The sequence below is a fragment of the Roseobacter sp. HKCCA0882 genome (genome assembly GCF_037805225.1).
GTDB lineage: Bacteria > Pseudomonadota > Alphaproteobacteria > Rhodobacterales > Rhodobacteraceae > M30B80.
This window is the reverse complement of sequence record NZ_JBBLYI010000001.1, coordinates 1,600,034-1,625,361: the sequence shown is the minus strand read 5'-3', so window position 1 is coordinate 1,625,361 and position 25,328 is coordinate 1,600,034. Positions and strand designations below refer to the sequence as shown.

The 25,328-nt window shown below is 56.4% G+C and carries 22 protein-coding genes; 10 read left to right on the top strand and 12 right to left on the bottom strand.

The features are described 5' to 3' along the window. Positions 1 to 106 precede the first annotated feature (106 nt). Positions 107 to 1,591, bottom strand: coding sequence for a 2-isopropylmalate synthase (locus tag AAC622_RS08230; protein WP_445322608.1), 1,485 nt, complete (start codon positions 1,589 to 1,591; stop codon positions 107 to 109). A gap of 173 nt (positions 1,592 to 1,764) precedes the next feature. Between AAC622_RS08230 and AAC622_RS08225 the strand changes: the two genes are divergently transcribed. From AAC622_RS08225 to AAC622_RS08215, 3 genes are read left to right on the top strand one after another with little or no spacing between them, the layout of a single operon-like run. After that, complete coding sequence (locus AAC622_RS08225; protein ID WP_340261351.1) at positions 1,765 to 3,432, top strand: NAD+ synthase; 1,668 nt, start codon at positions 1,765 to 1,767, stop codon at positions 3,430 to 3,432. A gap of 5 nt (positions 3,433 to 3,437) precedes the next feature. Continuing rightward, the gene (locus tag AAC622_RS08220) at positions 3,438 to 4,580 is read left to right on the top strand and encodes an alpha-D-ribose 1-methylphosphonate 5-triphosphate diphosphatase (RefSeq protein ID WP_340261349.1); all 1,143 of its coding nucleotides are present in this window, start codon (positions 3,438 to 3,440) and stop codon (positions 4,578 to 4,580) included. Next, positions 4,577 to 5,446 carry a DMT family transporter gene (locus tag AAC622_RS08215; protein ID WP_340261346.1) on the top strand — a complete coding sequence of 290 codons (870 nt, stop codon included), beginning with the start codon at positions 4,577 to 4,579 and terminating at the stop codon, positions 5,444 to 5,446. The genes AAC622_RS08220 and AAC622_RS08215 overlap by 4 nt, the downstream gene beginning before the upstream one ends. Here the strand turns inward: AAC622_RS08215 and AAC622_RS08210 are convergent. From AAC622_RS08210 to scpA, 6 genes are all read right to left on the bottom strand, one after another. Beyond that, on the bottom strand, positions 5,443 to 5,892 hold the full coding sequence (locus AAC622_RS08210) for an NUDIX domain-containing protein (RefSeq protein WP_340261344.1): 450 nt from the start codon (positions 5,890 to 5,892) through the stop codon (positions 5,443 to 5,445). The two genes, AAC622_RS08215 and AAC622_RS08210, sit on opposite strands and share 4 nt — an antisense overlap. Next, positions 5,889 to 7,475, bottom strand: a complete 1,587-nt coding sequence (locus tag AAC622_RS08205; RefSeq protein ID WP_340261342.1) for a Ppx/GppA family phosphatase — start codon at positions 7,473 to 7,475, stop codon at positions 5,889 to 5,891. The genes AAC622_RS08210 and AAC622_RS08205 overlap by 4 nt, the downstream gene beginning before the upstream one ends. A 33-nt stretch (positions 7,476 to 7,508) precedes the next feature. Beyond that, on the bottom strand, positions 7,509 to 9,686 hold the full coding sequence (locus tag AAC622_RS08200) for an RNA degradosome polyphosphate kinase (protein WP_340261340.1): 2,178 nt from the start codon (positions 9,684 to 9,686) through the stop codon (positions 7,509 to 7,511). A 52-nt stretch (positions 9,687 to 9,738) separates the two neighbouring features. Then, positions 9,739 to 10,413 carry a DnaA ATPase domain-containing protein gene (locus AAC622_RS08195; protein WP_340261338.1) on the bottom strand — a complete coding sequence of 225 codons (675 nt, stop codon included), beginning with the start codon at positions 10,411 to 10,413 and terminating at the stop codon, positions 9,739 to 9,741. A gap of 1 nt (position 10,414) precedes the next feature. Continuing rightward, complete coding sequence (locus tag AAC622_RS08190) at positions 10,415 to 11,482, bottom strand: AI-2E family transporter (protein ID WP_340261336.1); 1,068 nt, start codon at positions 11,480 to 11,482, stop codon at positions 10,415 to 10,417. A gap of 96 nt (positions 11,483 to 11,578) precedes the next feature. Continuing rightward, on the bottom strand, positions 11,579 to 13,708 hold the full coding sequence (scpA, locus tag AAC622_RS08185; protein WP_340261334.1) for a methylmalonyl-CoA mutase: 2,130 nt from the start codon (positions 13,706 to 13,708) through the stop codon (positions 11,579 to 11,581). A gap of 134 nt (positions 13,709 to 13,842) precedes the next feature. Between scpA and AAC622_RS08180 the strand changes: the two genes are divergently transcribed. Continuing rightward, positions 13,843 to 14,274 (top strand): DUF4174 domain-containing protein, encoded by a 432-nt coding sequence (locus AAC622_RS08180; protein WP_340261331.1) that lies wholly within the window; start codon positions 13,843 to 13,845, stop codon positions 14,272 to 14,274. A gap of 21 nt (positions 14,275 to 14,295) precedes the next feature. On the opposite strand, the gene AAC622_RS08175 is transcribed toward AAC622_RS08180, so the two are convergent. The 5 genes from AAC622_RS08175 to AAC622_RS08155 form a co-directional block, all read right to left on the bottom strand. Then, positions 14,296 to 16,341, bottom strand: a complete 2,046-nt coding sequence (locus AAC622_RS08175) for an acetyl/propionyl/methylcrotonyl-CoA carboxylase subunit alpha (RefSeq protein ID WP_340261329.1) — start codon at positions 16,339 to 16,341, stop codon at positions 14,296 to 14,298. A gap of 112 nt (positions 16,342 to 16,453) precedes the next feature. Then, entirely contained in the window at positions 16,454 to 16,660 is a 207-nt protein-coding gene (locus AAC622_RS08170) for a hypothetical protein (protein WP_317656234.1), read from the bottom strand. A 280-nt stretch (positions 16,661 to 16,940) separates the two neighbouring features. Continuing rightward, positions 16,941 to 17,315 carry a hypothetical protein gene (locus tag AAC622_RS08165; RefSeq protein ID WP_340252380.1) on the bottom strand — a complete coding sequence of 125 codons (375 nt, stop codon included), beginning with the start codon at positions 17,313 to 17,315 and terminating at the stop codon, positions 16,941 to 16,943. 54 nt (positions 17,316 to 17,369) lie between these two features. Continuing rightward, positions 17,370 to 17,516, bottom strand: coding sequence for a hypothetical protein (locus tag AAC622_RS08160; RefSeq protein ID WP_317656231.1), 147 nt, complete (start codon positions 17,514 to 17,516; stop codon positions 17,370 to 17,372). 159 nt (positions 17,517 to 17,675) lie between these two features. After that, positions 17,676 to 19,208 (bottom strand): acyl-CoA carboxylase subunit beta, encoded by a 1,533-nt coding sequence (locus AAC622_RS08155; protein WP_340261327.1) that lies wholly within the window; start codon positions 19,206 to 19,208, stop codon positions 17,676 to 17,678. A 214-nt stretch (positions 19,209 to 19,422) separates the two neighbouring features. Here AAC622_RS08155 and AAC622_RS08150 point away from each other — a divergent pair, with 214 nt between their 5' ends. The 6 genes from AAC622_RS08150 (at position 19,423) to proS (ending at position 25,323) form a co-directional block, all read left to right on the top strand. Then, positions 19,423 to 20,640 carry a multidrug effflux MFS transporter gene (locus AAC622_RS08150; protein ID WP_340261325.1) on the top strand — a complete coding sequence of 406 codons (1,218 nt, stop codon included), beginning with the start codon at positions 19,423 to 19,425 and terminating at the stop codon, positions 20,638 to 20,640. A 91-nt stretch (positions 20,641 to 20,731) separates the two neighbouring features. Then, positions 20,732 to 21,517 (top strand): 5'/3'-nucleotidase SurE, encoded by a 786-nt coding sequence (gene surE, locus AAC622_RS08145; protein WP_340261323.1) that lies wholly within the window; start codon positions 20,732 to 20,734, stop codon positions 21,515 to 21,517. Positions 21,518 to 21,523: 6 nt separating this feature from the next. Beyond that, positions 21,524 to 22,165, top strand: coding sequence for a protein-L-isoaspartate(D-aspartate) O-methyltransferase (locus tag AAC622_RS08140; RefSeq protein ID WP_340261321.1), 642 nt, complete (start codon positions 21,524 to 21,526; stop codon positions 22,163 to 22,165). Between the two features lie 132 nt (positions 22,166 to 22,297). After that, a complete protein-coding gene (locus tag AAC622_RS08135; RefSeq protein WP_340261320.1) occupies positions 22,298 to 23,500 on the top strand; it encodes a peptidoglycan DD-metalloendopeptidase family protein in 1,203 nt (400 codons plus the stop codon). Positions 23,501 to 23,530: 30 nt separating this feature from the next. Next, complete coding sequence (locus AAC622_RS08130) at positions 23,531 to 23,857, top strand: DMT family transporter (protein WP_340261318.1); 327 nt, start codon at positions 23,531 to 23,533, stop codon at positions 23,855 to 23,857. Positions 23,858 to 23,967: 110 nt separating this feature from the next. Continuing rightward, a complete protein-coding gene (proS, locus tag AAC622_RS08125; RefSeq protein ID WP_340261315.1) occupies positions 23,968 to 25,323 on the top strand; it encodes a proline--tRNA ligase in 1,356 nt (451 codons plus the stop codon). Positions 25,324 to 25,328: the final 5 nt, after the last annotated feature.

The window sequence follows — 25,328 nt, the reverse complement described above, 5'->3', positions numbered from 1 at the left end:
CAACCGCTGCAGAATTGGTGGTCGATACCGAAGGCACGGAGGTGGATTACTGCGCGCAGCAGGTGCTGTTGAAACTCGAAAGCATGGGGCTGATTGCAGCCTGATTTTACTGCGATTGCGGTTCGCTGACATCAGGGGTTTCGGGGGCAGGTGGCAAATCCGCCGCCCCCGCGCCCACTAATTGGCCGTTTTCCCACAGTCCTTCTACCACTTGGCCCGTGGCGTAGGTCAGTCGCCCTTGACCTTGGCGGGTACCGTTTTCAAACGTCCCTTCATAAACATCGCCCGAGCGATAGCGCGCCACGCCTTGGCCTGTGATTTCACCTGCGCGCCAAGCGCCCTCATAGGTAAACCCATCGGCCATCTCGAGGCGGCCTATGCCTTCGCGCGCCCCGCCTACGAATTGCCCACGATAGCTGCTGCCATCAGGATAGGTTGTGATCCCTTCCCCCTCGCGCAGGCCTGCGTTCCATCCGCCCTCGTAGCGATAGCCGTTGGTTGAGGTCATTACCCCTTGGCCGTGTTGGCGCCCATTGAGGAACTGGCCCTCATAGCGCAACCCATCGGCATATTCCGCAATGCCAAAGCCTTGCATCGCCCCCGCGACCCAATCGCCCTCGTATTTGGTGCCGTCAGGATAGGTTATGGTTCCCGTCCCATGGGCCAAATCATTTTCAAATCCGCCAGCATAGACCACCCCATCTGGGTAGGTCATCACGCCTTGCCCCTCAATGCGCCCTTCGACCCATTCGCCTTCATAAACAAGCCCCTGATGCCCTGTGAAACGACCTTGGCCATGGCGGCGGTCATTGAGAAATTCGCCCTCATAGAAATCGCCATTCGCATAGCGCACCACGGCTTGGCCTTGGCGCGCGCCATTGACTAAACCGCCCTCATAGATATCGCCATTGGGTTGGGTCAGGCTGCCTTGACCGTTGATCTGATCATTTTCCCATGCGCCCTCAAACACCATGCCATCCGAGGTTTCCAAACGTCCTGCGCCGTGGCGCATGTCGTTGAGAAATTCCCCCACATATGTTGAGCCATCTGGGAAAGTGAGGCTTCCTTGGCCATGCTTCTGGCCCGATTGCCACCCACCTTCATAGACATAACCATCGGTGTTGGACAGCCGTCCCTGTCCCTCTTGAAGGCCCACGACAAAGCTGCCCGTATAGGTCAGTCCGTTGGAATAAAAGGCGCGCCCTTCGCCTGACATGAGGCCGTCTGCCCAAGTGCCTGTATAGGTTGATCCATCGACAAAGGTGATCTTGCCTTGGCCATTGGGTTTGCCCGCCACAAACGCACCTTCATAGACCGACCCATCAGGAAAGGTTGCGCGGCCTTCGCCCATAATTTGGCCATCAACCCACTGCCCCGTATATTCATACCCATTGGGCAAAGTATAGGTGCCCGTCCCGTGTTGCAGCCCGTTGCGGAATTGCCCGCGATAGATCGCGCCATTGTCATATCGCTGTTCGTCACGGATGATTTCGCCCTCTTGGGCAAGCCCGCTCTGCGGCGCCAATCCAAAAAAAAGACCAAGCAAAGCTGCCTGTGCTGTCCTTTCCAAGGGGCGCATTTTGTTTCGCATATTTAGCAAATGTCCCATCTGCTTACTCTGGCCTTGTAAAAGAAACTATTGAAGCCCGCCTCATCTCGCAACGTCTTTTGCGCCTTTGGGTGCGATCAATATGCGCAATGGCCTTGGCCTGCGGGTTTGATCTGCTAGAACCTCGGGTGAGTGAGTAGGGAAGGCACAGGCAAATGGCGTCTCGGTTTTGTTTGAGTGTTGCGCAGATTAACCCCACAGTCGGTGACCTCGCAGGCAATGCACAAAAGGTCTTGGCTTATTGGGCCAAAGCGCGGGATGCGGGGGCTGATTTGGTGGTGTTCCCCGAAATGGCGTTGACGGGCTATCAGTTGCAAGACCTTGTCACGCGGCCCGCTTTCTTGGCCTCAGTCGTGCAGGCCTTGGAAGATTTGGCAGAGGCCACCAAGGATGGCCCTGCCTGTGGGATTGGTCTGCCTTTGCCTGCCGAAGGCGGGGGTATCAACAACGCCTATGTCATTTTGCAAGGCGGCGTGCAGATTGCGCGGATCAATAAACATCATTTGCCTAATGACAGCGTTTTTGACGAAAAGCGGTATTTCAAGTCAGGCAATCCGTCTGGCCCCGTGCGCATTGGCCCTGTGCGGATCGGTATCCCGATTTGTGAAGATGCGTGGCATGAGGACATTACCGAGACGCTCGCCGAAGCAGGATCAGAGGTTTTGCTTGTCACCAATGGCTCGCCCTATCATTGCGGCAAGATGGGATTGCGGCAGACCCATATGGTCGCGCGCGTGATCGAGACGGGCCTGCCATTGATCTATCTGAACCTTGTCGGTGGACAAGATGATCAGATTTTTGATGGTGCCAGTTTCGCCTTGAACCAAGGCGGGGCCTTGGTGGCGCAGATGCCCGCCTTTGAAGAAGGCATGACCCATCTGACACTTCGAGAGGGGGCTGAGGGCTGGCAGATTGACAAGACTGACCTGACGTGCCTGCCCGATGACATCGAGGCGGATTACCACGCGATGGTTTTGGGTCTGCGTGATTACATGGCCAAGGCAGGGTTTTCTCGCGCGGTTTTGGGTCTGTCGGGCGGGGTGGATTCGGCCTTGGTTGCGGCCATTGCCGCCGATGCCATTGGCCCTGAAAACGTGCATTGCGTGATGCTGCCTTCGCGCTATACCTCGCAGGCTTCGCTTGATGATGCCCGCGATGTGGCCCAGATGCTTGGGGTCACGCTTGACAGTTTGCCGATTGAGGCCCCGAAAGAGGCGGTTGAGGCCACGCTTGCGCCGCTCTTTGCAGGCCGCGATCCAGATTTGACCGAGGAAAACATCCAATCCCGTTTGCGCGGGGTTCTTCTGATGGCGTTGTCGAATAAATTTGGCGAAATGTTGTTGACCACAGGTAATAAATCCGAGGTCGCGGTAGGTTATGCCACCATCTATGGCGACATGGCAGGGGGCTATAACCCGATCAAAGACCTTTATAAAACGCGCGTCTTTGCAACATGCCATTGGCGCAATGCCAACCACCGCGCTTGGATGAAAGGGCCAGATGGGCCTGTGATGCCTGTGTCGGTGATTGAAAAGCCGCCATCGGCTGAACTGCGCGATGATCAAAAAGACGAGGATAGCTTGCCGCCATATGAGGTTTTGGATGCCATCCTTGAGGGGCTGATAGATCATGAGGCAAGCGTTGCAGATTTGGTTGCACAAGGGTTTGATGTCGCGACAGTCAAGCGGATTGAGCATCTGATCTACATTTCGGAATATAAGCGCTTTCAATCCGCACCGGGGGCGCGGCTGACGTCCCGCGCATTCTGGTTGGATCGGCGCTATCCAATCGTCAATCGCTGGCGCGATCCATCTGTGGGATAGGGCGCATGCTGGGTCTGAACCTAACGCTAATGGGGGCTGAGGTCTTGGGCCCTGAGGGGCTTGCGCCGCGCCCTGTGAGCATGGCGGAGGGGGTCATCACCCAAGATCAAGGCTCGCGCTGTATTGATCTATCTGGCTATATCATCTTGCCGGGATTGGTCGATTTCCATGGCGATGGGTTCGAACGCCATGTTGCGCCCCGCCGTGGGGCCGTTGTTGACCCGCGCGAGGGGATACGTCCCATCGAGGCGGAGTTGGCGGCCAATGGGATAACGACAGCCATGCTTGCACAATTCTACTCTTGGGAAGGGGGGATGCGCGGCCCCGATTTCGCCGCCGCCATGGCCCGCGCCTTGCAAGATGCGCAGGGCTTGATTTGTGATTTGCGTCTGCAATTGCGCGTTGATATGAATATGGTTGACCATTACGCCGCAATTTTAGACTTGGTGCGCGATTACCAAATCGCTTGCGTGGTGTTTAATGATCATCTGCCGCATGAGGCCTTAGCGGCGGGAAAACGCCCGCCGCGTTTGACGGGGCAGGCGCTTAAGGCAGGCCGCTCGCCCGAGGCGCACCTCGCGTTTCTGCACAGCCTCCATGCCCGAAAGCCCGAAGTGATGCCTGCATTGCGTGATCTGGCGGGACACCTTTCTGAACTTGGGGTGGTGATGGGCAGCCATGATGACGCAACCCCCGCCGCCCATGCGCAATTCTCGGAGATTGGGGTCAGCTTGGCGGAATTTCCTGAAACAGTCGAAGCTGCAAAGGCCGCGCGCACAGAAGGCCATGGCGTAGTGATGGGGGCGCCCAATGTTCTGCGTGGCGGGTCGCATGCGGGCAAGGTCTCTGCGCGGCTTTTGGTCGAAGCGGGTTTGGTCGATGCTTTGGCGTCAGATTACCACTACCCTGCTTTGCTGCGCGCCGCGCTGACTTTGTGGCAAGGGGGAATGGGTTTGACAGAGGCTTGGGCGCTCGTGTCCTCTGGCCCTGCGCGGCTTTTGGGTTTGGAGGATCGTGGTGTGATTGCCACGGCCAAGCGCGCCGATTTTGTCATCCTAGATGCCAAAAGCCATGCGGTGGCCGCCACAATCGCGGGCGGGCAGATTGCCTATGCGCGCGGGGATATTGTGCAAAGGCTGTTGTCATGACGCGGTTGATCCTCGCGGCCTTTCTGACCTTGATTGCTTTTGCTGCCAATTCTGTGCTGAACCGTATGGCTGTGGCGGGAGGGCATATCGGCGTTGGGGATTTCGCAATTTGGCGTGTGGCTGCGGGCGCTGTGACGCTGCTTGGCCTGAGTGTGATTTTATGCGGGCGGAAGTTTCTGACGATTGCGCGCGCCAATCCCAAGATGCGTCTTGCGGGCGGGTTTTGCCTTGCGACCTATATGTTGGGCTTTTCATTGGCCTATTTGAAATTGGATGCGGGCTTGGGCACTTTGCTGCTCTTTGGCGCGGTGCAATTGACCATGTTTTCAGGATCGCTCCTTTTGGGGGAGGGGGTGTCACCCCGCCGCTTGGGGGGCGCGGCTGTCGCGCTTGCAGGGTTGGTTTGGTTGCTTCTGCCAGAAGGGCAGATCACTTTGCCGCTAGATGCGGTCACCGCAATTGCGGTCGCAGGGTTAGGATGGGGGGGCTATTCGCTTTTGGGGCGAAAGGCCCGCGACCCGATCCCTGAAACAGCCGTGAATTTTTGGATTGCCTTTGGCCTTTGCGCCTTGGCCCTGTTCTTGTTTCCCCTTCCCGAAGGTCAGACTGCCGATGTAACGGGGCGGGGTTTGGCGATCCTGTCAGGTGCGGTGACTTCGGGAATGGGCTATGCGCTGTGGTATACGATCTTGCCGCATCTGGGTGCCGCCCGCGCAGGGCTTGCGCAGCTCAGTGTTCCGCCTTTGGCAATTTTGGGCGGTGTGCTGCTATTGGACGAGGTTTTGACGCTGCATTTGATCGCTGCAAGCCTCGTGGTCATTGGTGGCGTGGCCTATGGTCTGACGGGCGCGCATAAAGCGTCTTAGCGCAGAATTGGCTCTAGCGCGTCATAGATCATGATCTCGCCATCCCATGCAACGCGTGCAAGGCTATCAGGTTTCACCTGTAGGGTCGCAAGCTCTGTGCGCGTCACCCAGCGCCTTTCGCTCACCACACCCTCAGGATCGCGCCACTCTCCCGTAAGATTGCCTGCGATATGGGTCACATGAAAATAAATGTCGACCTGATGAAATGTGCCTTGAGGGTCGTGGAACTCGTTGACCAAGCAGGGCGCAGCTACCTCAACTGTCAGCCCCGTTTCTTCGTGAAATTCGCGCTGCAGGTTTTCGGGAAGGGATTGGCCTGCCTCAACCCCACCGCCCGGGGCGCAATAAAGCGCCCCTTCACGCTCCTTATAGGCATTCACAAGCAACAGCTTGTCTGCCACCACCAACAGGCCGCGCACGGCCAAACGGGGTTTGGCGCGGATCATCGGCTGCTGCGCTCATCGGTGACGGCGGGCGTAAGACCCATAGACAAGGCCAAAGCCCCGAAACGCGCTTGGGCGACCTCGCCAAATAGATCATCCGCTGCATCACTGAGCAAATGTAGGATCAATTTTTTGCGCCGCCTGTTCACTTCGAGATAGCAATGATCCAGCGGTTTTTCCAAGGTAAGCATCGCCCCAAAGCGCATGGCGCGCCCCAAAATCTCGGCCTCTTGCACTTCCACCTCGCGCAAAAGGGTCAAGAGATTGGTGTCAAAATGTGTCGCCTCGCGGTTCGATTTATACCGATGCAATAGGGCAAGACCCAAATAGACGCGTTCCCAATGGGCGAGCCCGCCCAAATTGGCGCGCGTTGCATTGTCAAAACATGTCTCGGCCCGATAGTCGGGATGTGCGCGCCATGAGACATCATGCAGCAAGCACGCCGCACGGATCAGTCGCTTTTTTGCAGGCTTTGCCTGTGGAAAAAGCGGCTCAACAAAATGATATAGTTTGCGCCCAAACCCTGGAATGCGGGCTGACATGGCCTCGGCGTGGCGGGCGGCCTCGATCAGCGGGTCGCGTTGGCGCAGCTCTTCGGACATTTGTTCATAGAGCAGACCTTCGCGGATGCCATAGCTTGAGATGGCCACATCGCGTGGTTTCAACTGCCGCAGCAATTCCTTCAGCACGATCGCCGCAAGGGGCACAAGGCGCAGACGTTCAAGACTGGTGCCTGTCTGTGCGCGCAGCGTCTCGATGTCGGTCTTGGCAATATATTTAATTGTTTCAAGAATGGTCTTTGGTGTCATGCGATATTCATGCAAAACCTTAAGCGGGTAGCCGCGCCGCTCCATATCGACCCGCGCGATAGCGCGCCATGATCCGCCGACTAAGAACAGCCTTTGGTGATCTTCGGGAAATTCAGCCTTGAGATCAGCAATGCGTGCTTTGATATGCGCCTTGATTGCGCGTTTGCCGCCTGTGATCCCCATCAGCTTCAGCGGCCCAAGATCCACCGATCTGCGCCGCCCGATGCTGCCGCCGCCTTCAAGGGCGGCCAATTCCATTGATGAGCCACCAATATCGCAGATCAACCCATAGGCCCCGGGCCATCCTAAGAGAACGCCCTGCGCAGAAAGACGGGCCTCCTCTTCGCCTGTTACGATGCGGATCGCGAGGCCTGTTTGATCGAGCACATCTTTGCGGAAGTCCGCGCCATCTTGAGCATCGCGCACCGCCGCAGTGGCCACAGTCAAAAGAGGTGCCACCCCCATGCCCTTGCACAGCGTGGCAAAGCGGCGCAGCGCGACAAGGGCGCGCTGGCGGCCTTCTGGGTTCAAGCGCCCCGTTTCTGCAAAGCCTTCCCCTAAACCACAGAGAATTTTTTCATTGTAGAAATAGGCAGGGCTGCGGGCGGCCCCATCAAACACCACCATCCTCACAGAGTTTGAGCCGATGTCGATAACCCCCACCCGCGAGAGCGAACGGGCATGATCGGCATCAAAAAGAGGCGCGCCGAAAGGCCCCCATTCAGGATGATCCTCAACCACCAATTCGGATTTCTCAGCGGGCACCACGATACTCATGGAATTGGTTGTTTCACAAAGCGTGGTCTTGCGTCAATCTTCTGTATGGGTCAATTCGGGCACATCATTTGCCCCCGCAGACCCCCGCCCTGAAAGGGATGGGTTTTCCATAAAAAAGCGGTGACAATTGAAGGGTTGGTCAATCACGCTGAGGTCAGGGCGCAGGAAACTTCCATCGGGCTGCAACATCCAAGATTGCGCGACATCTGCCATATTCGCCGCCATAATTTGGCTGACAATCTGCGCCTTTACAGTCGGGTTTTTACATTCGACCAAAGTCTCTACGCGGCGACCGAGATTGCGGCCCATCCAGTCAGCAGAAGAAATATAGACCCGTGCCTTTTTCGAAGGCAGCCCCGCCCCATTTCCAAAGCAAACGATACGGGAATGTTCTAGAAAGCGACCCACGATAGATTTGACGCGGATATTTTCAGATAGCCCTTTGATATTGGGACGCAAGCCGCAAATGCCGCGCAGCACGAGATCAATTCGCACCCCTGCCTGAGATGCGCGATACAGCGCGTCAATCACATCGGGGTCGATGAGACTGTTCATCTTGGCCCACATCATCGCAGGGCGACCCGCTTTTGCATGGGCAATCTCGGCATCGATTTCCTCTAAGATGCGCGATTTTAGGTTGATGGGCGAGATGGACAGGTTTTCCAGTCCCTCAGGTTCGGCATAGCCGCCTACATAATTAAACACTTTGACCGCATCGCGCCCCAAAGAATCATCACAGGTAAAGAGGCTAAGGTCAGTGTAAATCCGCGCCGTGATCGGGTGATAATTGCCTGTCCCATAATGGGTATAGGTCACCAATCGGTCACCCTCACGGCGCACAACCGAGCTGATCTTGGCATGGGTTTTATAGTTGATGAAGCCATAGATCACATGGGCGCCTGCGCGCTCGAGTTTGCGTGACTGCCGAATATTGGCGGCCTCGTCAAAACGGGCTTTCAACTCGACAAGGGCCGTAACTGACTTGCCGTTTTCCGCCGCTTCACACAGGGCCGCCACAATCGGGCTTTCATTTGAGGTGCGATACAGCGTCTGTTTGATCGCCACAACATTCGGGTCGCGCGCGGCCTGCGCGAGGAAGCGGATCACCATGTCAAAGGTTTCATAGGGGTGATGCAAAAGCATATCTTTTTGGCGGATTGCGGCGAACATATCGCCTTCAAAATCCTGCACCCGTTCTGGCACGCGCGGGGCAAAGGCGGGCCACAGCAAATCGGGCCGCTCGTCAATCACCAACTCCTTGAGATGCACAAGGCCAATCATGCCGCGCACTTCGACAATCTCAGTGTCATCCACGCCCAATTGGTCGATGATCTCATCGCGCAGATCTTCGGGCGCGCCCGCGCTGATTTGAAGGCGCACCACTTCGCCACGGCGGCGGCGTTTGAGGGCGGTTTCAAATTCACGCACCAAATCTTCGGCTTCTTCCTCAACCTCCAAATCGCTGTCGCGCAGGACGCGGAATGTGCAGGAACCTGTCAACTCATAGCCAGGAAATAATTTGCCAAGATGCAGCAGCAGCAGCTCTTCAAGGGGCAAGAACCGTGCTTGGCCTTCTGCGGCGGGCAGTCGAATGAAACGATCAATTTGCGCAGGGATTGGCAGCAACGCCGATAACATCCGCCCATCTTTGCTACGCTTCATCTGGAGGGCAAGGGCAAACCCCTCGTTTGGGATGAAGGGAAACGGATGCGCGGGGTCAATCGCCAAGGGCGATAAGATTGGAAAGACGCGGCGGATGAAAATCTCCTCAAGATCTGCCTTGTCGCGTGCCTTGAGATTGGCTCGGGTGCAGACCGTGATCTTTTCGGCCTCTAATTCGGATTTCAGCTTGCGCCACACCTGTTGTTGATAGGTCATCAATTTGCGCGCATCCGCGTTGATGAGCTTGAGCTGTTCAAGCGGGGTGCGCCCATCGTCAGCTGGGGTTGTGTTGCCACTATGGGCCAATTCGCGCAAACCTGCCACGCGCACAGTGTAGAACTCGTCCAGATTGCTTGCCGAGATTGACACAAAGCGCACCCGCTCAAGCAGGGGAACACGTGGATTTTCCGCCTCATCCAAAACGCGCCAATTGAAGGCCAACCAACTCAATTCGCGGTTAAAATAGCGGCTAGGCCCCGTGATCTCCCGCTCAGGAAGGGTCACGGGATCAGGCATGGGGGCATTCAGGAAATCTGTAAAATGTGTCATGCCTGCGTCTTTACTGGCTCTCTATCACAATTCAATGACAGTCAAAATTGGCTCACCCCTCCATCCCAAGAATTGCACGGGCATGCGAAAGGCTTGGGGATTTTCCTTCAGAAAGGGCTTGTTGATCAAGTTCTATCACAAAATCGATCACGGCTTTGAAACTGCGCTCAATGCGGGGCAGCGCGTAATGCAGGACTGATGCAGGCAGGCTGATGCCGCGATCATGGGCCAGTTTCATCGTGACCGCCATTAAGGCCGCATCATCTGGGGCCTCAAGGCGCAGCAGATCGGTCTGACGCAAGCGGCTATCAAGATCGGGAAGGGCGATGCCCCAGGCCTCTGGCTTGTCGCGAGCGGTCAGCAAGAGTGGCGCTTGACGGCTGGCTGCATCATTGTGCAGGTGAAACAGCATTTCCTCACGCGCAGCATCGCCTGCGATTTGGTCGCAATCTTCAATCACCAAAGCACAGGCTTGCATGAGTTTTGGGATGTCTGCCTCTTGCAGCCCCGTTGCGTTGTGGATCAGCGCCCCTGATTGTGCCGCAAACACATGGGCGAGGTGGGTTTTTCCCGCGCCTTCAGGCCCGATCAAGATCAATTTTGACAAGGGCCAATGGTGCCATGCGTCAATGCCTGCGACCGCAACCGCGTTGCAGGGGGAAAGAAAGAAATCATGCCGCCCCATAGCTGCGCGATAGGGCAGATCAAATTGCATCTGTTTGGCCATGTCAGTCGTCCTGCGGGGGTTCAAGCCCGCGATAGAGCAGGCTTGCCTGATAGCGGGTTATGGCAAAGCGCACCAAAACGCCGATTACTGCGGCCACTGGCACAGCAACCAGAAGCCCGACAAAGCCAAACACCGCCCCAAAGGCCGAGAGCGCGAAGATCAGCCAAACGGGATGCAACCCAACGGAGGAGCCGACCAGTTTCGGGGTCAATACATTGCCCTCAAGCATCTGTCCGACCTGAAAGATGATTGCGATGGCGGCGATGCTCCACCAATCTCCCCAGAATTGGAAAAGGGCAAGCCCTATGGATAAAAGCCCCCCCACCAAAGCGCCAACATAGGGGATAAAGGTCAAAAGCCCTGCAATCAAACCCACCACAAGCCCAAATTGCAAACCAACCACCATGAGCGCGATGGCATAAAATGTGCCCAAGATGAGACACACTGTGCCTTGCCCCCGCACAAACCCTGCCAAAGTGCGATCCACATCAGTGGCGATTTGACGGATCACGGGGCGATGGTCGCGGGGCAGCAATTCATCGATACGGGCCACCATACGATCCCAATCGAGCAACATGTAAAAGGCGACAACAGGCACAACGACCATAAACACGATCGCGTTTACTACGTTGATTGCTGAGGTGAGAGCCGTATTGAGCAATTCGCCCCCGCGCGCCTGAATGGTCTGGCCGACGGAAATCAAGGATTGGCGCAAAGGCGATCCATCATCCATCAATGACGGAAACTGTTGGGTCAAAAAGGCCTGCAATTCGCTGAATATTTGCGGTGCGGATTGGATTAACGCCGTGGCTTGCGCCACCGAAAGTGGAACGATCACAAAAATACCTGCCACGACCACCAAAAGCGCAACCAAGGAGATCACGGTTGTAGCCGCCGCGCGACCAAGGCCCCATTTCTCAAGCCGATCTGCGAGAGGATCAAGAAAATAGGCAATCGCCCCCCCTGTCAAAAAGGGCAGAATGACATCACCCAAGAACCATAACAGCGCCAAAAAGACGGTAATAATGCCGCCCCAAATCGCTGCTTGTTGTTTGATTGGCAATGCCATTGATTGCGCGCGCCTTTGAACCAGACTTCCCTTTCCTCACATCTGCGGCATTGCTGCCTGTGGTTCAAGGGGTTTCGTCAAAGGCGCGCTGCAAAACTATCCCCGTGCCTCGCGAATAAGGCGCAGAATATCGGCGGCTGCGGCGGGGATGTTCGTGCCAGGCCCAAAGATTGCCTTGACCCCTGCGGCCCTGAGAAAGTCGTAATCTTGCTGCGGGATCACGCCGCCGCAAATGACGATGATTTCCTCGGCACCTTGCGCCTTGAGCGCGGCGATCAATTTGGGTGCTAGGGTCTTGTGACCTGCCGCCTGACTGGAAATGCCCACCACATGGACGTCATTGTCGATGGCATCTTGGGCCGCCTCATCGGGCGTTTGGAACAAGGGGCCGACATCCACATCAAAGCCTATATCAGCAAAGGCCGTGGCGATCACCTTAGCGCCACGATCATGGCCGTCTTGGCCCATTTTGACCACCAACATGCGGGGGCGGCGGCCTTCTTCCTCTGCAAAAGTTTCGACATCTTTTTGAATTTGTGCAAAGCCCGCATCGCCTTCATAGGCCGCGCCATAGACCCCTGCGAGAGTTTTAACCTCGGCGCGGTGACGCCCGAATGTTTTCTCCATAGCCATGGTGATCTCTCCTACGCTGGCCCTTGCGCGTGCCGCATCAACGGCCGCTTCGAGAAGGTTGCCGCCCTCTGCTGCGCGGCGGGTCAATTCGGCCAAGGCCGCCTCAACCGCCGCCCCATCTCGGGTGGCGCGGATATGTTCAAGCCGCGCGATTTGTGACGCGCGCACCTTGTCATTATCGACTTCGAGAATGTCGATCTGGTCTTCTTTTTCTTTGCGATATTTGTTGACGCCCACGATTACCTCTTGACCACGATCAATCATGGCTTGGCGTTTGGCGGCGGATTCCTCGATCCGCAATTTCGGCAGACCCGAAGCCACCGCTTTGGTCATGCCGCCCATGTCTTCAACTTCCTCAATCAGTTTCCAAGCGGCTTCGGCGAGGTCATGGGTGAGCTTTTCGACATAGTAAGACCCAGCCAGCGGGTCGACCACATCGGTCACGCGTGTTTCTTCTTGCAGCACCAATTGCGTGTTGCGCGCGATACGCGCCGAGAATTCGGTGGGCAGCGCAATCGCTTCATCAAGCGCATTGGTATGAAGGCTTTGCGTCCCGCCCAACACCGCTGACATGGCCTCATAGGCCGTGCGGATCACGTTGTTATAGGGGTCTTGCTCTTGCAGGCTTACGCCTGAAGTCTGGCAATGGGTGCGCAGCATTTTCGAGCGGGGATCTTTGGGGTCAAACTCGTCCATGATCCGCGACCAGAGCAGGCGTGCGGCGCGCAGCTTGGCGATTTCCATGAAGAAATCCATGCCAATGGCAAAGAAAAAGCTAAGACGGCCCGCGAATTTGTCGACATTCATGCCGCGCGCAATCGCAGCGCGCACATATTCGCGGCCATCGGCCAAAGTATAGGCCAATTCCTGCACCAAATTGGCGCCTGCCTCTTGCATGTGATAGCCTGAGATTGAGATCGAATTGAATTTTGGCATCTCATTGGAGGTATATTCGATGATATCGGCCACTATCCGCATCGAGGGCTCTGGTGGATATACATAGGTGTTACGCACCATGAATTCTTTGAGGATGTCATTCTGGATTGTGCCAGACAGGGCGGCTCGGGACACGCCTTGCTCCTCGCCTGCTACGATGAAATTGGCCAAGATGGGGATAACGGCCCCATTCATGGTCATCGACACCGATACTTGATCGAGCGGGATGCCATCAAAGAGGATTTTCATATCCTCAACGCTGTCAATGGCCACGCCTGCTTTGCCGACATCCCCCTCGACACGGGGGTGGTCGCTGTCATAGCCGCGATGGGTGGCGAGGTCGAAGGCGACCGAGACGCCCTGCTGCCCCGCTGCAAGGTTCTTGCGATAGAAGGCGTTTGATTCTTCGGCAGTTGAGAAACCCGCATATTGGCGGATCGTCCAAGGGCGGCCCGTATACATCGTAGCCTTTACCCCCCGCGTGAAGGGCGCAAATCCGGGTAAATTCCCCATATGGGGCAAGTCTTGGATGTCCTCGTGGGTATAAAGCGGTTGGACAGTGATCCCCTCAAGCGTTTCCTTGTTCAAACTCTCAAGCGGCTTGTCGCGCAATTCTTTCGAGGCGAGCTCTTGCCAGTCTTTTTTGGTCACAGTCATATCCGTCTTCCTCTGTCCTTCATCTGCGGCGCAAATCCTTGTGGCGGAAATGCTTGTTTGGCGCAGTTTCTCGTAGCTTCGGCCTTTGGTTTCGTGGCTTAGGCCCTATATGTCTTTCATCAGCAGGAGGCGTGATGAAACGGGTTCTTTCCTTTGCGATTACAGTCTGGATGGCACTCGCCCCCAATGGCGCATGGGCCGATGAGGAGGGAGAGTTGCCGATTTTGCGGGCCGAAGATGTCAGTCTGGATGACTATCTGTGGACGGCGCGACCGCTGATTGTTTTCGCCGACACCGAGGCCGATCCGCGCTTTGCGGAACAAATGGCGCGGCTTGCGGCGCGCCCCGCCCCGTTGTTGGAGCGCGATGTTGTGGTGATCATCGACACTGACCCCGATGGCCAAAGTGACATTCGCAGCACCTTGCGCCCGCGTGGTTTTGCAGTCGTGATTTTGCAAAAAGATGGCCGTGTCGGCCTGCGCCGCCCCAGCCCGCGCGATGTGCGCGAACTGACCCGCGCGATTGACAATTTCGCCCTGCGTCAGGACGAGTTGCGCAACCGCTAGGCTTTGGGCGGCAAGGGTCATTTATTCGAACTCCATGATCACATCATCGACCGCAAGGCTGTCGCCTGCTGCGGCGTTGATCTTGGCCACAACACCTTTGCGCTCAGCGCGGAGGATGTTTTCCATCTTCATGGCCTCAACCGTGCAAAGGGCCTGACCCTCTTGCACTTCTTGGCCTTCCTCAACGCTGAGTTTCACCATCAATCCTGGCATTGGGCAAAGCAGAAGGCGCGAAGTATCTGGGGGCAGCTTTTCAGGCATCAGCCGCGCAAGCTCGGCTTGGCGCGGGCTGCGAATGAACAGTTTGAAATCCGCGCCGCGCGTGCGCACGCGGAAGCCCTGCGGAATTTTTGACACTTTCACAGTCAATGGGCCGCCATCAACAGTCAGTTTTGCCAACATCGTTCCAGGCCGCCAATCCGATGTTACTCGTATGTCTTGACCATCATCAAAGCGAATTGTGGCCCCGTCATGATCTGCTGTAATGGTCACAGGCCATTCTGTTTCACCCATGCGCGCAACCCATTGATTGCCAACCGCACGCTCGTGATTGTCCATCCGACCCGAGACGCGGGTGCGGCGGATTTCGCTGACGCGATACATTGCGGTTGCGGCGGCCACGACACGGCGCATTTGATCCTCAGGCAAGGTCACGCCTTCGAAGCCTTCGGGATATTCCTCGGCGATAAAGGCGGTGGTCATATCACCTGACACGAATTTCGGATGATCCATCACGGCAGAGAGGAACGGCAGGTTGTGGCCAATCCCCTCCAACTCGAACCCGTCTAGGGCGTGGCGCATGGCTTCGATAGACTCTGCCCGCGTTGGGGCCCAAGTGCACAGCTTGGCGATCATCGGGTCGTAATACATGCTGATTTCGCCGCCTTCGTAGACGCCCGTATCGTTGCGTGTCGCCGTATCGCCCTTGGGGGCATCGCCCTGCCATTTGCCACTTTCCAACAGCGGCCCCGCAGCCACTTCGACAGGGGGGCGATAGCGGGACAGGCGGCCGATTGAAGGCAAGAAGTTCCGATACGGGTCTTCTGCATAGAGGCGGCTTTCCATGGCCCAACCTGTCAGCGTCACATCCTTTTGCGCGAAAGGCAGTTTCTCGCCATAGGCGACACGGATCATCTGCTCGACCAGATCAACGCCCGTGATCAACTCGGTTACAGGATGCTCCACCTGCAAACGGGTGTTCATCTCAAGGAAGTAGAAATTGCGATTGCCATCGACAATAAATTCCACTGTGCCCGCACTTGTATAATTCACTGCCTGGGCCAAGGCCACGGCCTGCTCGCCCATGGATTTGCGGGTGGCTTCATCCAAGAAGGGCGAGGGGGCTTCTTCGATCACTTTTTGGTTGCGGCGTTGGATTGAACATTCGCGCTCGCCTAAATAGACGCAATTCCCGTGACCATCGGCGAGAACCTGAATTTCGATATGGCGCGGCTGGGTTACGAATTTCTCGATAAAGATGCGGTCATCCCCAAAGGAATTTGCTGCTTCATTCTTGGAGGATTGGAACCCTTCGCGTGCCTCATCATCATTCCATGCAATTCGCATCCCCTTGCCGCCGCCGCCTGCGGAGGCCTTGATCATCACGGGATAGCCGATCTCATTGCTGATTTTCACCGCTTCTTCAGCATCTTCAATCAGCCCCATATAGCCCGGAACAGTGGAGACGCCTGCCTCTTGGGCGAGTTTCTTTGAGGTGATCTTATCCCCCATGGCCTCAATCGCGCCTGCAGGTGGCCCGATAAAGGCCACGCCTGCGGCCTCAAGGGCTTCGGCGAATTTCTTATTTTCGGACAAGAACCCATAGCCGGGATGCACGGCCTCGGCACCCGTTGCCTTGATGGCTGCCATCACCTTATCGATGACGATATAGCTTTCATTGGCGGGGGCGGGGCCGATATGCACCGCCTCATCTGCCATTTGCACATGCAGCGCGTTGCGATCCGCATCGGAATAGATCGCCACGGTGGCGATGCCCATTTTGCGCGCGGTTTTGATGAGGCGACAGGCGATTTCGCCACGGTTGGCAATCAGAATTTTTTTGAACATGGGTTCACGTTCCTTCCTTTTGGGCCAAGCTGGCCGTCTGTCTCAAACAAAAAGCCGCGTGCGGGGCGCTTCCCCACACGCGGCGATTTGAATTTTTACGTATTGCGCTGGGTTAGCGGCGGCACAGCCCCACATCGTCACAAAGCGCACCGCCTGCTGCGCCGACAATGGCGCCTGTGGCAATGTCGCCATCCAAGATAACAGCTGCACCAGCCCCCGCAGCGGCGCCAACGCCCGCGCGCTCAATATCTGAGGAGACGCAAGCCGAAAGCATTGCGCCCACAAGAACGATGCCGAAGAGTTTGAGTGTTTTTTGCATATTGGATCTCCTGTCCGATGACTGCCTATATGCGAAAATAATACATGGTTTATCCATGCAATCCTAGAGGGTCGATGCGTGGGGCGCACCGACCCTTTCGAAGGGGAATAGATGGAACATCCTGGGGCCGTATGGGCCCCGCTGCAGCGGCTAGAATAGGAGGTAAAATCCGTTGCGTGACCAATCATATGGGCAGGCGGCTGCCGTGCTTCAAGTGGGGAAGCGGGCGCAGATTTGGCATCAGCGGCAATTAGCTGAAATCTGTCGAAGATGGGCAGATTCATGCCGATCGCCCCTCCCAAACGCCTGATCCATCAAAGGCTTCAGGGAAGGCGGCCTGTGCGCGGGCCACATCAATCCGCAAAAGCGCATCATAGCTTTCTGGATCAAACGGGTCTTCGGCGGCGATAATTTCGCGCCCAAAGAGCCATGACAGGCGACCTGCATCGAGATTTCCCCGCTCGAAAGGGGCCTCGCCAAAATAGAGCCACAACGCCTCCATAAAAGCTGCATCTGCGCGGCGATCTGCGGCTTTGCGATCCGCAAAACGCTCGCGGCGCTTAAGGGGGGTGGCCCCTTCACGGCTTTCACGGCGGATGGTGAAGTGATAATCGGTGCCTGGAAGGCGCGAGGGGAAACCGCGATGTTTGATCATGGCCGCACCTCGTAAGGAGCGGCCATCGTGTACCCAAACCGATTATAACGCGGTTCAGCGGTATTTGTTGTAAACAGGCTCTGGCATGATTGGCGCAGGCTCGACATAGATGACTTCGTCTTGCACAGGCGCGCGTTGCGCACAGCCTGCAAGGCTGGCCAAACCTGCCGCAACCAGAATAATTTTGATGCTCGCTGACATCTTGCTCTCCTCAACTTTGTTATAGGCGCAAATTCGCTTCCGAATTCGCGCAACGCTTTGGCCATGAACTCATGGCTTGCGCGCATGATATACGCAGTCAAAGGAAATTTTAAATATAAATTAAACATGATTTTCATGTACATGATGGGCCGTTCTGTCCTAGAGCGGGATATTGTCGTGCTTCTTCCATGGCATGCTGCGCTTTTTGCTGCGAAGCATGGCAAAGGCTTTGCAAACGCGCTTGCGGGTGGATTGCGGTTGGATCACCTCGTCAATGAACCCACGCTCTGCGGCCACGAAAGGATTGGCGAACCGATCCTCATAATCTTTGGTGCGCTGCGCGATTTTTGCGGCATCGCCCAATTCGGAACGATAGAGGATCTCCGTGGCACCTTTCGCGCCCATAACGGCCACCTCTGAGGTGGGCCACGCGTAATTGACATCGGCGCGCAGATGTTTGGAGGCCATAACCACATAGGCCCCGCCATAGGCTTTGCGGGTGATGACAGTGACTTTTGGCACGGTCGCCTCGCCATAAGCAAAGAGTAGCTTTGCGCCGTGCTTGATCACCCCGTCATATTCCTGCTTCGTGCCTGGCAGGAAGCCTGGAACATCCACCAAGGTCAGGATCGGGATCTCGAAGCAGTCGCAAAAACGTACGAAGCGGGCGGCTTTGCGGCTCGAGTCGATATCAAGAACGCCCGCCAGCACCATCGGCTGATTGGCAACGACACCCACGGTCTGCCCCTCAAGGCGGATAAAGCCCGTGATAATGTTTTTCGCGAAATTTTCCTGGATCTCGTAAAAATCGCCCTCATCCGCGACCTTTTCGATCAGTTCTTTCATATCATAGGGCGTGTTGGGGGTGTCGGGGACGAGCGTATCAAGGCTCTCTTCGATCCGATTGGGCGTATCGTAGAAGGGGCGGACTGGGGGTTTTTCGCGGTTGGATAGCGGAAGGAAATCAATCAATCGGCGCACTTCTGAGATAGCCTGAACGTCATCTTCAAAGGCGGCATCCGCGACCGAGCTTTTCTTGGTATGTGTCGAGGCGCCGCCCAATTCTTCGGCTGTGACGACCTCGTTGGTCACGGTTTTCACAACATCTGGCCCTGTGACGAACATGTATGAGCTGTCTTTGACCATGAAAATAAAATCAGTCATCGCGGGGCTGTAGACCGCACCGCCCGCACATGGCCCCATGATCAGGCTGATCTGCGGAATAACGCCTGATGCCTCAATATTGCGTTGAAAAATCTCGCCATAGGCAGCCAAGGAGGCAACGCCTTCTTGGATGCGCGCACCGCCTGAGTCGTTCATGCCGATCACAGGCGCGCCATTTTGCATGGCCATATCCATAATTTTGCAGATTTTTTGCGCGTGGGTTTCCGATACGGAACCGCCAAGCACGGTAAAGTCTTGGCTAAACACATAGACCAAGCGGCCATTGATGGTGCCCCATCCCGTGATCACCCCATCGCCGCGTGGCTTGCTTTCGGCCATCCCAAAATCGGTGCAGCGATGGGTGATGAACATATCATATTCTTCGAAGGAGCCTTCATCGAGCAACAGTTCTATCCGTTCGCGTGCGGTCAGCTTGCCTTTGCTGTGCTGGGCATCAATGCGCTTTTGCCCGCCCCCCAAACGCGCCTCCGCGCGGCGATCCTCAAGCTGTTGCAAAATATCCTTCATCAGGCGATCCTCCTTCGTGCCGCGTCATGGGGCGGTCTCACAATTGCGTTGACCTTACGCAATCTGATGTGGTCGGGCGAGTCTTCTCTGGCATATTTGCAAATTACTTCGCTTTGCTTTTAATAATTTTGCAAATCTGCAAATATTAGAGGCATTGCCGCCATGTGCAGATTTTGAACTAGACAGTTTAGTCAAACGGGCTTAGCGATGGGCTATGTCTCACATCCCTCCGCAGCGGTTCTTAGACCGCAGCACGGCCCCATCCATTTTCACATTGATCGTGCTCACGGGCTTGGGCGCGTTGTCGATGAATGTATTTCTGCCGTCTTTGCCGCAGATGGCCGAGTATTTCGGGGCAGAATACGGTGTGGTTCAGCTTTCTGTGGCGCTTTATTTGGGGGTGAACGCTGCCTTGCAGCTGTTGGTTGGCCCGCTCTCTGATCGCTATGGCCGCAGACCTGTGATGCTTGTTGGGGTGGCGATCTATTGCTTGGCCAGTTTGGGGTGCCTTTGGGCGCCAGATGTCATCACCTTTCTGGTGTTTCGCATGATTCAAGCCAGCGTTGTTGTGGGTTTGGTGTTGGGACGTGCTGTGGTGCGTGACCTTTACCCTCGGGATCAAGCGGCCTCGATGATTGGGTATGTCACCATGGGTATGGCGATTGTTCCAATGGTTGGCCCCGTCATCGGTGGCGCTTTGGGGCAAGCCTTCGGATGGAAGGCCAATTTCTGGCTCTTATTCGGCGCAGGCCTCGTGATCTTGCTCTTGGCATGGGCTGATTTGGGCGAGACCGCGCGGAAGGGGGAGGGGCGCTTGCGGGATCAATTCGCGCAATATCCCACTTTGCTGCTTTCGCGCCGCTTTTGGGGCTATAGCCTATCAAGCACTTTGGCCTCGGGCGCGTTTTTTGCCTATTTGGGCGGTGCTCCTTTGGTGGGCGCGCGCATCTTCGGTCTAGAGCCTGCATTGCTTGGCCTGTTTTTTGGCGTGCCCGCTTTGGGTTATTTCTTTGGTAATCTAATATCGGGGCGCTTCTCAGTGCGCGTGGGCGTTGACCGCATGATCCTATGGGGCGCACTGATCACCGTTGCAGGTCTCAGCACAGGCTTGGGTCTGTTTTTCGTAGGCTATAAAACCGCACTGGTCTTTTTTGGCTCAATGACTTTTGTGGGCCTTGGAAATGGGATGGTGCTGCCGAATGCGACATCTGGGATGATGTCCATCCGACCTGATCTGGCGGGCACGGCTTCGGGGCTTGGTGGCTCGATAATGTTGGCGGGTGGGGCCAGTCTTTCCGCGCTTTCGGGCGTCATTCTGTCTCAATCGGATCAGGCCTATCCGCTGATTTATTTGATGCTCGCTTGCGCTATTGGCGCCGCCGCTTCGGCGATCTACACGGCGCGGCGCAATCATGCGCTTCGGATCAGTTAGGCGATCCTCACAGCGCAGCTCTGCCCTTGTCGTGCGCCGCCCCCTTCGCTAACAACACTCACAGAACGATAGCCGTGAAGGAGTGCGATTGATGCGAATTCTGATTACCAATGACGATGGCATCAATGCGCCGGGTCTGGCCAGCCTTTACAAAATAGCAACTGATCTGGCAGGCCCTGATGGCGAAGTTTGGACGGTTGCCCCTGCCTTTGAACAGTCAGGTGTCGCGCATTGCATCTCCTATGTGCATCCTACGATGATCGCTGAACTTGGCCCCAAAAAATTTGCCGCTGAAGGCACGCCTGCGGATTGCGTTTTGGCGGGGCTTTACGATGTGCTGCAAGACTGCCCGCCAGATTTGGTTTTGTCTGGCATCAATCGCGGCAATAATTCTGCTGAGAACGTGCTCTACTCTGGCACGATTGGCGGTGCGATGGAGGCGGCCTTGCAGGGCTTGCCTGCAATCGCATTGTCGCAATATTTCGGGCCGCATAATGCCCATCTGGAAAACCCGTTTGAGGCTGCCGAGGCGCATGGCGCAGATCTTTTGCGCGCGTTGTGGCAGCAGGCGCATTGGGATCAAAATGATTATCGGCTGTTTTATAACGTGAATTTCCCACCCGTTGCCGCAGCAGATGTGAAAGGGCGCCGCGTTGTTGCGCAGGGCTTTCGCCGCGAAATAAGCTTTAAAGTCGAGGCTATGATCGCCCCCAACCAGCGCCGCTTTTTGTGGATCAAGGGCGGCGCGCAAGATGTGCCGACCCAGCCCGATACAGATGCCCATGCCAATTTGGCAGGTTATATCTCAATCACGCCAATGCGCGCAGATTTGACCGCTCATGATGCGTTGTCAGATCTGAAATCCCGCCTTGAGTGATCCAATATGAGCGATTTGGCCGAACGCAAAATGCAGTTTCTGTTGACCTTGCGCTCCAAGGGGATCAGCAATGCGCGTGTTTTGGCGGCTATGGAAAAAGTCGACCGCGGCATGTTTGTGCGCGGCCATTTCGCGGATCGGGCCTATGAAGATATGCCCTTGCCGATTGCCTCGGGTCAGACCATCTCGCAACCTTCCGTGGTGGGGTTGATGACCCAAGCCCTTGAGGTGAGCGAACGCGATAAGGTTTTGGAAATTGGCACAGGGTCTGGATATCAGGCTGTGGTGCTGTCGCATCTGGCGCGCCGCGTCTATACGATCGACCGCCATCGCAACCTGACCCGTGCCGCGCAAGAGGTGATCACGGCGCTCGGTATCCCCAATGTCACTGTTGTGACAGGGGACGGGTGTTTCGGGATGGAGGAACAAGCCCCGTTTGATCGTATCCTCGTCACAGCCGCGGCCGAGGACCCGCCGACACCCTTATTGGCGCAGCTGAAGGTGGGCGGCATAATGGTGCTGCCTGTGGGGCAGTCCGATCAGGTGCAAAGCCTGATCAAGGTTGTGCGCCATGAGGACGGGTTTGACTACGAAGAATTGATGCCTGTCCGCTTTGTCCCGCTTGTCGAAGGCTTGGCCGAGGCATAAAGCGCGCAATAACGCGGGACAAAGGGTAGAAACGACCCGCATCTTTGATATATGGTTGAGCGTAAAGAACGTGCAGCGGTGAAACCGATGCCCTCCCTCTGGCTGAGCGGCCAGAAGCTGAAAGAGCAGATGATGAAACGCAAATTTTCGGTGGCGCGCCACTTGCCTGTGACCAATATTCTCGCCTTCGGGCTGAGCGCTGCGCTGTTGTCGGGCTGCGTTGGTGCGGTCAGCGATTTGGATTTTGATTTCCGTGGAAACGCAATTTCCAACACGGATGTCAGCGCCACAGCTCCACGGCCTGAACCTGATGCGCAAGGTTTAATCACCTATCCCAATTATCAGCTTGCTGTCGCGCGGTCGGGTGACACAGTGCGCAGCGTGGCATCGCGCATCGGTATTGATGCAGACAGTTTGGCGCGGTTCAATGGTCGCACTGCGGATGATCCGCTGCGCCCGAACGAGGTTTTGGCCTTGCCGCGTGATGCGCGTGTGGGCAGTGGCGGTGCGGGACGGGACATCACGCAGATTGCAAGCTCGGCCATTGATGCGGCTGAGACACGCAGCCCGCAATCGCCCGCCGTGCAATCTGGTCAAGAGCCTGTGCGCCACCGCGTGACACGCGGGGAAACGGCCTATTCCATTGCGCGTCTTTACAACGTGTCTGTGCGCGCCTTGTCGGATTGGAACGGGCTCGGCCCCGATCTCGAAGTGCGTGAGGGGCAATATCTCGTCATTCCGTTGGCCCTTGAAACCGCCACAGGCACTATTGCCGATGGGGCGGTGCCAGGTGCCTCGACCCCACCCCCACCGCCTTCTGCAAGCCAAGCTTTGCCAGCCCCCATCACCAGCGAAACGCTGCCCGCGCAACAAAGCGCAGTCGCACCTGCAAGCAGCACTGTGCCTGCGCCGCGCCCCGCGACCCCAAGCAGCGCACCCGCACCTGCTGCGCAGCCGCAGGCAGCCGCGCCTGCAGTGGCAGATGCAGGGGGGGCTTTGTTGCGCCCCGTATCGGGCAATATCATCCGTGCCTTCTCGGCCAGCAATGAGGGGGTTGATATCGCCTCGGCGGTTGGCACGCCCGTCCGCGCAGCGGAGGCGGGCGAAGTGGCGGCGATTACCCAAGATACGGATCAAGTGCCGATCTTGGTTTTGCGCCATGCCGATGGGTTGCTGACCGTTTACGCCAATATTCGCGACATCACCGTCTCGCGCGGGGATCGTGTCAGCCGCGGTCAAACCATTGCCGAGGTTGGGCCTGGTTCGCCGTCCTTCTTGCATTTTGAGGTGCGGCGCGGGTTCGAAGCCATCGATCCGATGCCCTTCTTTGATTAACCCGCTCTGGGGTAGAAGGCAGCTTAACCCATGCATTGGATCTATCTTACTATCGCGATATGCGCCGAAGTTGCGGGAACAAGCGCGCTCAAGGCTTCTGATGGGTTCACACGGGTTTTGCCATCTGTGGTGGTTGTCATCAGTTACGGCTTGGCCTTTGTCATGCTTTCACAGGCCTTGCGGGTTTTTGATTTGGCCGTGGTCTATGCGATTTGGTCAGGGGCAGGGATTGCCGCAATCGCACTGGTGGGGCTGTGGGTTTATGGGCAAAAACTTGACCTTGCGGGCATCATTGGGATTGGCATGATCGTGAGCGGCATTGTGGTGGTGCAGCTTTTTTCCAACAGCACACATTAGCATCTTGGCCACAGGCCCCTTGCCGCATCGCGGATGATGGCCTAAGCGGTTTTGTCAAACGTATTGCGCCTGATTGAGAGGGCGCATCACCATAATCCATGAGGATCGCTATGCGCCTGACCCGCTATTTCCTGCCCGTCCTGAAAGAAACGCCCTCCGAAGCGCAGATTGCAAGCCACCGCTTGATGCTGCGCGCAGGCATGATCAAACAGACCAGTGCGGGGATCTATAGCTGGCTTCCTTTGGGCTATAAGGTTCTCAAGCGGATCGAGACGATCGTGCATGAAGAGCAGGTGCGCGCAGGCCATATTCCAATGCTGATGCCCACCTTGCAATCTGCCGATCTTTGGCGCGAGAGCGGACGCTATGATGATTACGGCCAAGAAATGCTGCGCATCACAGACCGCCATGGCCGCGATATGCTCTATGGCCCGACCAATGAGGAATTGATCACTGATATCTTCCGCGCCCATGTCGGCAGTTACAAGGATTTGCCGCTGACGCTCTATCATATCCAGTGGAAATTCCGCGATGAAATCCGCCCGCGTTTCGGTGTCATGCGGGGCCGCGAATTCTTGATGAAGGACGGGTATAATTTCGATCTGACCAAAGAGGATGCGCTGCACGCCTATAACCGCCATTTGGTCAGTTACCTGCGCAGCTATGAACGTATGGGGCTGCAAGCAATTCCGATGCGCGCTGATGGCGGCCCTATTGGCGGCGATTACACCCATGAATTCCTTGTTCTGGCCGAGACAGGCGAGTCTGAGGTATTCTATGACAGCGAAATCACGGATCTGCGTTTTGGTGATCGGGATATTGATTACGACAATGTCGACCAGTGCCAAAGCGTGCTGGAGGAATTCACAAGCCGCTATGCGCGCACAGATGAAACACATGATGCCGAGATTTTCGCGCAATTGCCCGAAGCGCGTCAGCGCGTGGCGCGCGGGATTGAGGTGGGCCAGATTTTCTATTTTGGCACAAAATATTCAGAGGCAATGGGGGCTGTTGTCTCAGATCGTGATGGCAATCGTGTGCCCGTCCATATGGGCAGCCATGGCATCGGGGTGAGCCGTCTTTTGGGTGCGATCATTGAAGCCAACCACGATGATAATGGCATCATCTGGCCCGAAGGCGTGACCCCGTTCCATTGCGGGATTGTCAATCTCAAGCAGGGTGATGCTGCCGCAGATGCAGCCTGTGACGAGATTTACAACGCCCTCAGTGCCAAGGGTCTTGAGCCACTTTATGATGATCGCGCCGAGCGGGCAGGGGGCAAATTCGCCACGATGGACTTGATCGGCCTGCCATGGCGTATCACTGTTGGCCCGCGTGGCCTTGCCAATGGCGTGGTTGAATTGACCTCGCGGCGCACGGGCGAAAGCGTTGAGATGAAGCCAGAAGATGCGATTGCGCGCTTGGTCGAGATTTACGCCCCGCATTTCGGGCATATCCAGAGCTGAGGAGC